General features: G+C 70.4%; 12 protein-coding genes. 4 read left to right on the forward strand and 8 right to left on the reverse strand.

Annotated features, from left to right (window positions below; genetic code table 11):
* Positions 1 to 11 precede the first annotated feature (11 nt).
* The 3 genes from PYV02_RS14190 to aceA form a co-directional block, all read right to left on the reverse strand.
* Positions 12 to 1,304 carry a GAF domain-containing protein gene (locus PYV02_RS14190; RefSeq protein WP_275759722.1) on the reverse strand — a complete coding sequence of 431 codons (1,293 nt, stop codon included), beginning with the start codon at positions 1,302 to 1,304 and terminating at the stop codon, positions 12 to 14.
* 134 nt (positions 1,305 to 1,438) lie between these two features.
* Entirely contained in the window at positions 1,439 to 3,052 is a 1,614-nt protein-coding gene (gene aceB, locus PYV02_RS14195) for a malate synthase A (RefSeq protein ID WP_275759723.1), read from the reverse strand.
* Between the two features lie 20 nt (positions 3,053 to 3,072).
* Positions 3,073 to 4,371, reverse strand: a complete 1,299-nt coding sequence (gene aceA / locus PYV02_RS14200; protein ID WP_275759724.1) for an isocitrate lyase — start codon at positions 4,369 to 4,371, stop codon at positions 3,073 to 3,075.
* Positions 4,372 to 4,521: 150 nt separating this feature from the next.
* Between aceA and PYV02_RS14205 the strand changes: the two genes are divergently transcribed.
* Positions 4,522 to 5,991 carry a helix-turn-helix transcriptional regulator gene (locus PYV02_RS14205; protein WP_275759753.1) on the forward strand — a complete coding sequence of 490 codons (1,470 nt, stop codon included), beginning with the start codon at positions 4,522 to 4,524 and terminating at the stop codon, positions 5,989 to 5,991.
* A 363-nt stretch (positions 5,992 to 6,354) separates the two neighbouring features.
* Here the strand turns inward: PYV02_RS14205 and PYV02_RS14210 are convergent, their stop codons facing one another.
* Complete coding sequence (locus PYV02_RS14210; RefSeq protein WP_275759725.1) at positions 6,355 to 6,756, reverse strand: hypothetical protein; 402 nt, start codon at positions 6,754 to 6,756, stop codon at positions 6,355 to 6,357.
* A 106-nt stretch (positions 6,757 to 6,862) separates the two neighbouring features.
* Between PYV02_RS14210 and PYV02_RS14215 the strand changes: the two genes are divergently transcribed.
* Together PYV02_RS14215 and PYV02_RS14220 are read left to right on the forward strand one after the other, a co-directional pair.
* A complete protein-coding gene (locus PYV02_RS14215; RefSeq protein ID WP_275759726.1) occupies positions 6,863 to 8,347 on the forward strand; it encodes a helix-turn-helix domain-containing protein in 1,485 nt (494 codons plus the stop codon).
* Entirely contained in the window at positions 8,334 to 8,513 is a 180-nt protein-coding gene (locus PYV02_RS14220) for a LuxR C-terminal-related transcriptional regulator (protein WP_275759727.1), read from the forward strand. Before PYV02_RS14215 ends, PYV02_RS14220 begins: the two co-directional genes overlap by 14 nt.
* Here PYV02_RS14220 and PYV02_RS14225 read toward each other — a convergent pair.
* Genes PYV02_RS14225 through PYV02_RS14235 form a run of 3 tightly spaced genes read right to left on the reverse strand, consistent with a single transcriptional unit; the run spans position 8,482 to position 11,414 of the window.
* Positions 8,482 to 9,303 (reverse strand): DUF1684 domain-containing protein, encoded by an 822-nt coding sequence (locus tag PYV02_RS14225; RefSeq protein WP_275759729.1) that lies wholly within the window; start codon positions 9,301 to 9,303, stop codon positions 8,482 to 8,484. The genes PYV02_RS14220 and PYV02_RS14225 overlap by 32 nt on opposite strands.
* A gap of 58 nt (positions 9,304 to 9,361) precedes the next feature.
* Positions 9,362 to 10,042 carry a hypothetical protein gene (locus tag PYV02_RS14230; RefSeq protein WP_275759730.1) on the reverse strand — a complete coding sequence of 227 codons (681 nt, stop codon included), beginning with the start codon at positions 10,040 to 10,042 and terminating at the stop codon, positions 9,362 to 9,364.
* Positions 10,043 to 10,067: 25 nt separating this feature from the next.
* Entirely contained in the window at positions 10,068 to 11,414 is a 1,347-nt protein-coding gene (locus PYV02_RS14235) for a CoA transferase (protein ID WP_275759731.1), read from the reverse strand.
* Positions 11,415 to 11,446: 32 nt separating this feature from the next.
* Between PYV02_RS14235 and PYV02_RS14240 the strand changes: the two genes are divergently transcribed.
* Positions 11,447 to 11,641: a PLDc N-terminal domain-containing protein gene (locus PYV02_RS14240; RefSeq protein WP_275759732.1), complete on the forward strand. Its 195-nt coding sequence runs from the start codon at positions 11,447 to 11,449 to the stop codon at positions 11,639 to 11,641.
* On the opposite strand, the gene PYV02_RS14245 is transcribed toward PYV02_RS14240, so the two are convergent.
* Complete coding sequence (locus tag PYV02_RS14245; RefSeq protein ID WP_275759733.1) at positions 11,642 to 12,058, reverse strand: hypothetical protein; 417 nt, start codon at positions 12,056 to 12,058, stop codon at positions 11,642 to 11,644.
* Positions 12,059 to 12,203: the final 145 nt, after the last annotated feature.

Genomic DNA, 12,203 nt, shown 5'->3' on the forward strand with positions numbered 1-12,203 from the left:
ACAGTCCGAGCTCAGCGCAACTCGGACTCGATGCGCTCGATGCGGGTCACGACGCTCGCGCGCTTCGGTGACTTCGGCGGCAGCATCCGCAGCACCGCTCGCCACACCTCGACGTCGTAGGCAGCCTCGTCGGTGCGCGCGTAGTCGAGCAGGGTGTCGACGGCCGCATCGCTGAGGAGCGAGTCGCGCAGCCGGGTGCTCACCTCGGCGGCGATCGAACGGATGCCTGGCGCGACCGAGGTGGGCAGCACCGGTCCCGCGTAGCCGGCGAGGGCCACCCGGTGCGCGCCGCGGTCGAGGAAGGCGAGCACGCGGTGCGCGTCGAGGTCGAGCCGCTGGGCGAGGCGGTAGGGGCGGGACAGGGGCACGAGCGAGGAGTCGATGGCCTCGAGCTGCTTGCGCAGGCGCACCATCTCGGGGCGCAGGGTCTCCACGCTGCAGTCGAGCAACGCCGCGAGACTCTCCGCGGTGAGTCCGGCCGGATACCAGGCGAGCAGCGTGAGGATCTCCGCGTGCCGGGTGCTCAGCTCGGCCGCGCGGCCGGCAACCTCGAGTCGCCCGCCCTCGCCGCCCAGCACCGAGAGCTGCGGCGCGGCGTGCGGACGCGCGACGGCGCGTTGGGGCGTGCGCCTGGGGCGGTCGGCCTGCTCGTCGAGCCGGCGGATGCGCAGCTCCGCCTCCACCGCGGCGACCGCGGCTTCGAGCAGGGGCAGGGTGGCAGGGGCGACCGCCTCGTCACCGCCGGTGATGTCGATGACGCCGAGCACCGATCCCGAGTCCGGATCGTGCACGGGCACCGCAGTGCAGCTCCATGGGTGCACGATGCGGTTGAAGTGCTCGGCGCCCTGGATCTGGATGCCGTGCCCCAGCGCAAGGGCCGTGCCCGGCGCGCTCGTGCCGACCGCGCGCTCGCTCCAGTCCGCGCCCTCGACGAAGAGCATGCTCTCGGCCTTGCGGCGCAGCCCGCGGTCGCCGTCGATCCACAGCAGGCGACCGTCCTGGTCGCCGACGGCGACGATGAGCCCCGCGTCGAAGGTGTGCCGGATCAGCAGCCGGTGGATCGTCGGCAACGCGAGTGCGAGCGGGTGCGCGTCACGGTACGCCCGCAGTTCGTCGTCGAGGAGGTCCACGCCGCGGAGCGGCCGGTCGGGGTCGACCGCGAGCTGGAGCGAGCGCTGCCAGGACTCCTGCACGACCCGTCGTACGCCCGGTGCGGGCATCCGGTCGGCGACGGCGGTCTCGTGCGCCTTCTCGAGCCGGGCGCGCGCGGAGTCATCGTTCACGATGCTCCATGGGCTCGTCACGGTCACTCCGATCGGCGTTGGTCGAGGTGCGCTGCAGTCTACGCGCCGACGCGGAGGATGACACGCCGCCAGGGCGAGCTCGCGCTCACGCCAGCGGCGTGTCATCCTCCCGATTGGTCGCCGGGGTGGGCTGCCTAGGCCGCGACCGGTTGCGGGGTGTCCACGAGGTAGCGCGCGTAGGCGATGAGGGTGAGGAACGTCGGGAAGTCCTCCTCGAGCGTCACCGCACGGAACACCTCGGCCGCGTCCTCGTACCGTCCGTCCGCCGGGGCCGCCGCGAGCACCTCGGCGAGCTCGCGCTCGACGAGCTCACGGGTGATGGGGGTGCCCTCCGCGGTGACGATGCCCTGGTGCATCCACTGCCACAACTGCCCACGGGAGATCTCGGCGGTCGCCGCGTCTTCCATGAGATTGTCGATCGCCGCGGCACCCACGCCGCGCAACCAGCTCTCGATGTAGCGCACCGCGATCGAGACGTTGGCGCGCACGCCCGCATCGGTCACAGCGCCGTCGATGCGCAGGTCGAGCAGGTCGTCGGCGGTCACGTGCACGTCGTCGCGCAAGCGGTCCACCTGGTTCGGGCGGTCGCCGAGCACGGCGTCGAACTCGGCGCGCGCGGTCTCGACGAGGTCGGGGTGGGCCACCCACGTGCCGTCGAAGCCGTCCGTGGCCTCGCGCTTCTTGTCCGCCGTCACGGCGGCCAGGGCCCGAGCGGTCACCTCGGGGTCACGGCGGTTCGGGATGAACGCGCTCATGCCCCCGATGGCGTGCGCACCGCGCTTGTGGCAGGTGGCGACGAGCAGTTCGGTGTACGCGCGCATGAACGGCACGGTCATCGTGATGGCGGAGCGGTCCGGCAGCACGAAGCTCGCACCGCGCCCGCGGAACGCCTTGATGATCGAGAAGATGTAGTCCCAGCGACCGGCGTTCAGCCCCGCGCAGTGCTCGCGCAGCTCGTAGAGGATCTCCTCCATCTCGAAGGCCGCCGAGATCGTCTCGATGAGCACCGTCGCCCGGATCGTGCCGTGCTCGATGCCGAGCGCGTTCTCGGAGAAGGTGAACACGTCATCCCACAGCCGCGCCTCGAGGTGGTTCTCGAGCTTGGCGATGTAGAAGTACGGGCCCGAACCGCGGGCGATGAGCTCCTTGGCGTTGTGGAAGAAGTACAGCCCGAAGTCCACGAGCGAACCGGATGCCGGCGAGCGCAGCCCGTGCACATCCGTGTACCGCAGGTGCTTCTCCACGAGGTGCCAGCCGCGGGGACGCATGACGATCGTCGGCGTGGTCTCCCCCAGTCGGTACTCCTTGCCCTCGGGGCTGACGAAGTCGATCTGCCGACGGATCGCGTCGAACAGGTTGACCTGCCCGCCGATCACGTTGTGCCAGGTGGGGCTCGTGGCATCCTCCTGGTCCGCGAGCCACACCTTCGCACCCGAGTTCATGGCGTTGACCGTCATCTTGCGATCGGTCGGTCCGGTGATCTCGACGCGACGGTCTTCGAGGCCGGGACCGGCACCGGCGACGCGCCAGTTCGGCTCCTCGCGCACGGCGCGCGTCTCCGGCAGGAATCGCAGGTTGCGACCGTTCTCGATGTGCTTTCGCGTCTCCATGCGCGCCGCGAGGCGCTCGTGCCGACGGCCCGCGAACTGGTCGTGCAACCGGGTCAGGAAGCGCAGGGCTTCGGGGGTGAGGATCTCGTCGAAGCGCTCGTCGAGTCCGGCGAGCACCTCCATGCGTGGTGTGGTCATGATCTGGTGTCCTTGTCGATTTAGTGGAACTGCTCGGCCTCGGTGGAACCCACGAGCGCGAGGGTGGCGCTCTGCGGGTTCAACGCGGTGGCGATCCGGTCGAAGTAGCCGGTACCGACCTCGCGCTGGTGCTTGGTGGCGGTGTAGCCGTTGGCCTCGGAGGCGAATTCCGCCTCCTGCAGTTCGACGTACGCGCTCATCTGGCGTTGCTTGTAGCCGCGCGCGAGCTCGAACATCGAGTGGTTGAGGGAGTGGAAGCCGGCCAGCGTGATGAACTGGAAGGCGTATCCCATGGCGCCGAGTTCGTTCTGGAACTTGGCGATCGTCGCGTCGTCGAGGTGGCGCTTCCAGTTGAAGCTCGGCGAGCAGTTGTAGGCGAGCTTCTTGCCGGGGAAGCGGCTGTGGATGCTCTCCGCGAAGACCCGCGCGAGCTCCAGGTCGGGCTCGCTCGACTCCACCCACAGCAGGTCCGCGTAGGGGGCGTAGGCGTGGCCGCGGGCGAGCACGGTCTCGATGCCGGGGCGCGTGCGGTAGAAGCCCTCCTCGGTGCGCTCCCCGGTGAGGAACGGCTTGTCGCGGTCATCGATGTCGCTCGTGACGAGGTCGGCGGCGAGCGAGTCGGTGCGCGCGATGATGAGGCTCGGCACCCCTGCGACGTCGGCGGCCAGGCGCGCGGCGTTCAGGGTGCGCACGTGCTGCTGGGTCGGGATGAGCACCTTGCCGCCCATGTGACCGCACTTCTTCTCGCTCGCGAGCTGGTCCTCCCAGTGCACACCGGCGGCTCCGGCCTCGATCATCGAGGTCATGAGCTCGTAGGCGTTCAGCGGTCCGCCGAAGCCGGCCTCGGCATCCGCGACGATCGGCGCGAGCCAGTCGGTGCGCGGTGCGCCGTCCTCGGCGACCTCGATCTGGTCGGCGCGCATGAGTGCGTTGTTGATGCGCTTGACGACGGCCGGCACGGAGTTCGCCGGGTAGAGGCTCTGGTCGGGGTAGGTGTTGCCGGAGAGGTTCGCGTCGGCGGCCACCTGCCAACCGGAGAGGTAGATCGCCTTCAGCCCGGCCCGCACCTGCTGCACCGCCTGGTTGCCGGTGAGCGCGCCGAGCGCGTTGACGTAGTCCTCGGAGTGGATGAGGTTCCACAGATTCTCCGCACCGCGTCGCGCGAGCGTGTGCTCGACCTGCACCGAGCCGCGGAGCGCGATGACGTCCTCGGCGGTGTACTCGCGCTCGATGCCGTTCCAGCGCGCGTCGGTCTTCCACGCGGTCTCGAGCTCGGCTGCGGTCTGGGTCTGGTCGCCGGGGCGGGCGTTGCTGGTCATCGGTGACTCCTTCTCGGTGGGCTTGCTCTTCCACTATCGAGGGGTCTCTCGCATTCTTCTGCCCAATCCTTTGCAGAATTCTTGCTATTCTTCTGTCAATCCGAAGGACTGCCACCGGACTGACACAGAGGAGACCCCGTGACGGACACGATGAACGCGAGCCCGGCCCCCCACGGCGCCTTCGATGACGCGCTCGATCCGCTGACGATCGGCCGTCGCATCCGTCAGCTGCGCAACGACCGCGGGCTCACGCTCGATGACCTGGGAGCCGCGATCGACCGGGCGGCGTCCCAGGTGTCGGTCATCGAGAACGGCAAGCGCGAGCTCAAGCTCGGCGAGCTGCAGCGCCTCGCCCGGGCGCTCGGGGTGAGCGTCGACGAGCTGCTGAGCCCCGAGGCGCCATCCAGGCGCGCCGCCCTCGAGATCGCGTTGGAGCGCGCCCAGCGTGGTCCCCTCTACGCGTCGCTGCCGCTGCCGCCGCTGCCGGTGCGCAAGTCGCTGAGCGACGAGGCCATCGAGACGATCCTCGGGCTGCACGACGAACTGCAGCGCCTGCACGTGGAGCGCGCCGCGACCCCGGAGGAGGCCCGGCGGGCGAACACCGAGTTGCGCCGCGAGATGCGCCGCCGCAACAACTACTTTCCCGAACTCGAGACCACCGCCAAGGAACTGCTCTCCGCGGTCGGTCACGATGGTGGCCCGCTCTCGCAGCGTGTGGCATCCGACCTGGCGACACACCTCGGATTCACGCTGCACTACGCCCCCGACCTGCCGCCCACCACCCGCAGCGTCACCGACCTGCGCAACGGTCGCATCTACCTGCCGATCACCCAGGAGGCCGGTCGCGACCCGCGCACCACCCTGCTGCAAGCGCTCGCCGCGCACGTGCTCGGCGCGGGCAAGCCGAAGGACTCCGGTGACTTCCTGCGTCAGCGCGTCGAGGCCAACTACCTCGCCGCGGCGCTCATGGTGCCCGAGCACTCCGCGGTCGAGTTCCTCCGGGCGGCGAAGGAGCAGCGCGAGCTCTCGGTGGAGGACCTGCGCGACGAGTTCGCGGTCAGCTACGAGACCGCCGCGCACCGGTTCACGAACCTCGTGACCGAGCACTTCGGCATCCCGGTGCACTTTCTCAAGGTGCACGAGTCGGGCACCATCTCGAAGGCCTATGAGAACGACAACGCGATCTTCCCCACCGACGCGCTCGGCGCCGTGGAAGGTCAGCTGGTGTGCCGGCAGTGGAGCGCGCGCCGCGTGTTCGACGTCGAAGACCGCTTCACGCCGTACCACCAGTACACGGACAAGCCGACCGGCACCTACTGGTGCACGTCGCGCATCCACGGCACGAGTCGGGGCGCCTTCTCGGTCAGCGTCGGCACGCCGTTCGCGCACGTCAAGTGGTTCCGTGGTCGGGATACCGCGCACCGCTCGGTCTCGACCTGCCCCGACGAATCCTGCTGCCGTCGGCCACCTGCCGGACTGACCGAGCGCTGGGAGGACCACTCCAAGCCGAGTCCCCGGCTCAATAGCTCACTGCTCGCGGCGCTGCCCTCCGGCAGCTTCGCCGGCGTCGACAGCCTCGCGGTGTACGAGTTCCTGGAGCGGCACGACCCGAAGGCGTAGCATCCGGCTCGCCCGGCGGCCCGGGCGCTGACGGGTGCCAATCACGGGCGCGGGAGGAACAGCGCGCGAGAACAGCGGCGGGAGGCATCCACGCACGGCGAGAGCAATGACTCCCGCCATCCGTCGCGAACTGAGGCCGCAACGGAAATAGCTCCCTCCGCTGTGACGTCGAGGGTGGTCGTGCCATCCAGGTTGGGGTGAGGAACAAAAATCGCCCAACGCTCAGGTCGACTTCGTGCGGGCGGTCCTCAGCGCGCCAACCGTCGCTCGTGACGGCGAACTCGAGTCCAGATCAGCAGTCCGAGAAGAACTTCGCTGGCGAATGGAAGCTCGTGACGACGCCGTCCTCAATCGTCACCAGCACTATTCGAACTGCTCCCAGTCCGGGCATCCCGCGGTCTCGAAGGTGACCGCTTCGGGGATGTCGGTCAGGAACACGTACTGACCCTGGTTCTCGAACGCCACGCCGCCGTCGGCGTCGAGAATCGCCCACGTGCACCCATCGGGCTGAGCGTCGGGCTCCCCCTGAAGCTGGAATCCGCCGAGCGGGATGTCGACACCGATCGCATAGGTTCCCGTGCCCGACACCGTCACGAAGTCCGCGCCCGCGCCGTCCTCGGCGCTCTCCTCGGTGGTCGTGTCGCCGCTGTCACCGCCGGTATCGCCCGTGCTCGAGTCGAGGGGTGCGCAGCCCGCGAGCCCCGCCATGACGCCCCCGACGACGACCAGACCGACGACGATCTCGCGCATACGAACCGCAACCATGAGCGCCTCCCCTTCGGTTCTCGACGCTAGCCGCGCCCGCGAGCGCCGCCAATGGGGGTTTCGGAGTATTCCTTTCGCAAGGCCGGGCGATCGCTACGCTGACCGCATGGATCGCACGGCACGCCTCGACGGCACCCTGCGCGAACTCATGAGCGGCGACACCCTCGCTGGCACGCTCGACGGAGTCGACGCTGTCGCGTTCGGCCTGCTGAGCCTGCGCCTGACGTGGCGCGGCGAGTTCGCACGCGCGGCGGATGCGGCGGCCGGGGCCCTCGCGCGCGCCGACGACCCCGAGTCGTTGACACTGGCGGGTGCGGCGGCTGGGCTGTGCATCGCGAGCTGGGCCGAGAGCGTTCACGATCCCGCCCTGCGAGATCCGCGCACCGGCGAGGATCCCTTGGTCGCCGCGCGGGAGGACCCGCAGCATCTCGACGCCGACGTCGAGTGGTCCCTCGCCGCACTCCTCGCCGAAGGAGCCCTGGCGTGCGCCCGCCTCGACCTCGCGACCGAGTTGCTCGGGCTCGGCACCGCGGCTCATGAGACGCTGTTCGGCGACCCGCGGCATCCCTTCCTGACCTTCACGCGCGTGCTCGAGGCTCGCATCCGCGCCTTCCGTGGGGACGTCTCGGGCGCCCTCGGGCTCGCCGACTCGGCGGTCGAGTCGGCCTCGAGCACCTTGGAACTGGTCTTCGCGGGATCGTGCGCTGCACTGGTTCGCGGCAACGCCGACCAGCGCGCCGAGACCCGCAGGCTCGTGGATGTCGTGTCCGCGGGCACGATCCCACCGGTCGACACGCTCAGCCGCGGGTGCTTCGTGCTCGCCGCCTACGGCGCCGTCGCGTTGGGAGACATCGAGCGCGCCGCCGAGCTCATCCTGCGCGGCGGGGGCGGACCCGATCTCGACCAGTTGCGCATCATCGACCGCGCGCTGGGACTCGAACTGCTCGTCTCGGCGGCCGTCGCCGACGACGATCTGGATGCCGCACAGTCCTGGTTGCATCGCGCACTCCCGCTCGCGGGGCACCCGATCGCGAGCTCGACCATCGACCGCATCCGCGCGCGAGTCGCGCTGCTCGCCGGGGACGCGCAGGGCGCCCAGGAGCACGCCACCGCCTCCATCGAGCGCGCCAAGGCCGACGGCCGCAGCATCGAGGTCGAGGAGGGCACGATCGTGCTCGCCCGCGCTCGCATCGCCCTGAACCGGCGCGGCGAGGCCGCGCGCGACCTCGCCGCATCGGCCGATCGCGCCCGTGGCAGGGGGCACCTCGCGGTGCTGCGCTCCGCCTCGCGAGAGCTGCGGACGGTCGGTCGCCGACTGCCACCCGCGGCCTCGAGCGGCTGGGATGGCCTGTCCGCCCGCGAGCGCGAGGTCGCGATGCTGCTCGCCGAGGGCCACACGAACGCGGAGGTCGCTCGCGCACTCTTCCTCTCGGAGAACACGGTGCGCATCCACGTCTCTCGCGTGCTGCACGCGTTCGGCGTGCCGAGCCGCGGGGGTCGCCGCTGCCCTCGCCAGCCCCGCGCAACATCCCGCACCCGAGCTCACGCCCCGCCAGCGGCAGGTCGTCGAGCACCTCGTGGCCGGGCGTAGCAACCGTCAGATCGCCGAGCGTCTCGGCATCGGGGTCACGACGGTCGAGAAGCACGTCGCCGCGATCCTGCGCCGGTGGCGAGTCGGGTCCCGCGCGGCGATCGTGAGGCTCGCGCTCGGCGAACGAGCCGGCGTCAGCCGTGCAGCAGCGCCCCGTCCTTCGTGAGCACGTTCTTCTCCCCCGCCTCGATGCGCACCCCGAAGCGGTTCTGCTTGGGCGGCAACGGGCAGTTGAAGTTGTAGCTGAAGGCGCACGGCGGCAGCACCGCGAGGTTGAAGTCGAGGGTGATCGTGCCGTCAGGGTTGGGGGCGAGGAACAGGAAGCGCCCGACGCTGTACGTGTCGGCACCGTTCGTGGCATCCGCGAAGACCAGCTGCAGGGCACGGCCCGACTTGAAGGCGGCGAGGTTGTAGTCCACGCCGTCCTTGGTGAACGTGATCTCGCCGGGGATGACCTCCTCGCGCTGCGCACCGTCGTCCTTGAGGTGCTCGAAGCCCATCGTCGTGCCCTCGGGGTTCTCAGTGAACGTGGCGGTGATCACCCACTCCGGGTTGTAGTCGAAGGCGTCGATCGAGCCGAACTGCGTGATGGCCTCCGATGCGGCATCCCACACCCGCAGCGCGTAGGTGTTCTCGGGGCTCGCGATCACGAACCCGGTGACGGTGTCGGAGAACACGATCGTGCTCGGGTTCGGGTCTTTCTTGCTGCGCACGATCGCCTCGCCGTCGACGAGCACACCGTCCACGACGATGCCGTCGGATGCCGCGGCCGTGACCTTCAGGCCGCCCTCCGCCGGCGCCCACGTGCCGGGCACTCCCCAGATCGTCTGCTCGGCATCCACCCACTGCGTGTTGACGAGCGCGAGGCTGCCCTGCGGTTGAGTGACGGCGAGTTCCCGGCGCTCGTGGTAGGTCTTCAGTCGCTGTTCGGGGGTCTGCGTGGCGGTCTCGGTCATGGCATCCATTCTGGTCACGTTGTGGGGTGCAACCGCCGCGGACACGGCCGTATGCCCGCTAGCAGTCCCCGTAGTAGTACACCGGCGAGATCAGGTCGGTGACGACGCCCGCCGACAGGTAGGCGAGCGCGCCGGTCGCGTCGACGTCGTCGGGTCCGGTGCCCGAGATGCGGTCGAGCTGGGCCGTGACCCCGCCGAAGCTGTCGTCGAAGGTGTACACGCCCGGCACGGCGGAGACCTCCGCGAGGGTCGAGCCGACCGCGATGCCCGCCGACCTGATCGGCACCCCCTCGACGGTGGTCGGCCCGTTGGCCTGCACGGTGAACACCGCACCCGGATCCTTGGTGACATAGCCCGGCACGTGCAGATCCAGCTGACCCCACGTGTAGACCACCGTCTCGGGCTGGCAGATGTTGGCGGCCCGGGTGCTGGTGGTCGGCTCGACGCCGAGCGCCTCGGAGAGTTCTGCGACCGCGGTCGTCGGCTCCGTGCTGAACGGGATGGCCACCATCGCGGTGCCGTCGGCTGCGCTGACCACCAGTTGTGTGCCGCTGATGTCGATGCGCGCCGCCGCGAGCGGCACCGCTTCGGCCGCCGCGGTGACGGTCGGCGTCGGCGTCGCGGTCGCCGCTGCCGTGGGAGTCGGCGTCGCGCCCCCGCTCGGCGCGCAGGCGGTCAGGCTCGCCGCGCCGAGCAACGCAGCTGCGAGCACCGGCAGAAGCTGAAACCGTCTCGTCATGGGGATACCGTAGGGGTAGACAGCCTCAGCGCGCCACCCACTGCGGTGCGCTGCTGCCCCACGGCACGGCCGGCGTCGCCCAGGAGTCGGGACCGTCGTCGTAGTGCGGCGCTGCGGCCGTGCTCGTCACCTCGCCCGTGGTGATCACGGTCGGCTGCCAGCTCGGCCAGTCGCGGCGCTCGCCTCGTGGGCCTTCGAGCAGCTGCTGCGCAACCCTGGCGAGATTCGTCTCCACGAGCCAGGCCCCGCCCTCGTCGTGCCTGCGGCGCAGCGCGGAGGTGATACCCGCGGCGAGCAGGTACCCCGCGGCGTGATCGAGGGCCTGGGCAGGCAACGCGCCCGGCGCCGTGCCATCGCCCTCGAGCCATCCGATGCCGGTGGCCGCCTGCACGATCGAGTCGAAGCCGCGCCGGGACGCGAACGGCCCCGTGTCGCCCCAGGCACTCAGCCGCGCGACCACGATGCCGGGCCTGCGCCGTGCGAGCGCCTCGGGCGACAGGCCGAGCGCGTCGAGAGAGCCGGGGCGGTAGCCCGTGACCACGACGTGCGCCTCGGCGAGCAGGCGCTCGAAGGTGGCGGGGTCGGCGGCGAGGTCGAGCAGGGCGGAACGCTTGCCCGCCCCCGAATCCAGGTGCTGCCAGGCGATCTCGGGCAGGCTCGGCGAGTCGATGCGCAGCACGTCGGCACCCCAGAGCGCGAGCGTGCGGGTCGCGACCGGGCCCGCGATCACCCGGGTGAGGTCGAGCACGCGGATGCCCGCGGCCGGCGCGTCGAGGTCGCCGGGCTCCCAGCCGGCGGGCGTGGCATCCCCGAGGCGGCGCAGCCCCAGCAGTGGGTGCTGCGCGACCGCAGCGGCGTGCGGATGCCGCGCCCACTCCTGCTCGGTGCGCACCGCCACCGCGATGCCTCCCGCCGCCGTCACGGCCTCCTCGACGTCGATCGCGGAGCGCTGCCGAAGGGCGTGACGCAGGTCATCCGCCGTCGCATCCTCGCCGAGGCCGAGCGCGCCGATCAATCGAGCACGGTGGTGCGGGTAGTTGGCGTGGGTTCGCACCCAGCCGTCGGCGGTCGGCCAGAACCCGGAGAGCTCGGCGAAGGCGTTGACCGGTTCACCCGCCAGCCGGAAGTGTCGCTCGCTCGTGACGGCGGTCGCGATGCGCACCGGGTCGAGTTCGACGGTCGGCACCGCCGTGCCGCTGCGGCGCGCGGCCAGCAGTGCGGCCGAGAGGGAGGCCGCAGCGATGGCGTCGTGCACGAGCGGCCCCACCGCGAGGGTGGACGACAGCGGCACGGATTCGCCGTGATCGCGCACGAGCGAGAGTGCGGCCGGATCTTCGTCGAGAGCCCGCCATGCGGCTGCGAGAACGCTCATGCTCGATGGTACGACTCCCCTAGGATTGCGGCATGGATCCCATCACCTGGAGCATCGGCGGCCTCATCGGCCTCGTCATCTTCATCGTCACCGTCGTGTCTATCGTGAACAACCCCAACCACGGCGGGTTCGGCAAGTTCGTGTGGATTCTCGTGGCGTTCTTCCTGAGCTTCATCGGTTCACTGCTGTGGCTGATCTTCGGTCGCGGCAAGGTGGCCAAGCGCTGATCACGCCCGCCGCCGATCCTTGTCGGGGCCGCGTCGCAGGTCCTGCGGCGGATCGGTGAGCACGGCGTCGTCCGCCGCCGCCAGGCTCGGGTAGCGCCCGATGAGCCTGCGCTCCTCCGAGCGCGGCGACCAGCTGACGACGCGAAAGTACTCGCGCCCCTCGGTGACGAACCGACGCACCACCGCACGCGGGGTCGAGGCTTCGGTTCGCATGATGATCCACTCGTCATCGGCGATCTGGATCGGCGGCCACGGCCAGGCGGACATGCGGGCTCCCTTCTTGGTGCACACCCACCACGCCCAGAGCCGATCGCAGCAGTCCTCGAGCTCAAGGGCGTAGCCCACCGGCTGGCCGTCGCGTGAGATCGCTCGGAACGCGCGGGCCGTGCCGACCCTGCCGGATTCGATCGTGCCCACGCGCACGCCTCGATCCATCAGCGTCCAGACACCCGGACGCGCGGAGGGCTCCAACTCGTCGCTCGGTCGCCAATGGTGTGACACATTCGAAGATATGTTCGACACACAATCGGTGTCAAGCGCGCCGTGACGTCGGCACAGGCAC

The sequence above is a fragment of the Antiquaquibacter metalliresistens genome (genome assembly GCF_029211225.1).
GTDB classification, from domain to species: domain Bacteria; phylum Actinomycetota; class Actinomycetes; order Actinomycetales; family Microbacteriaceae; genus Rhodoglobus; species Rhodoglobus metalliresistens.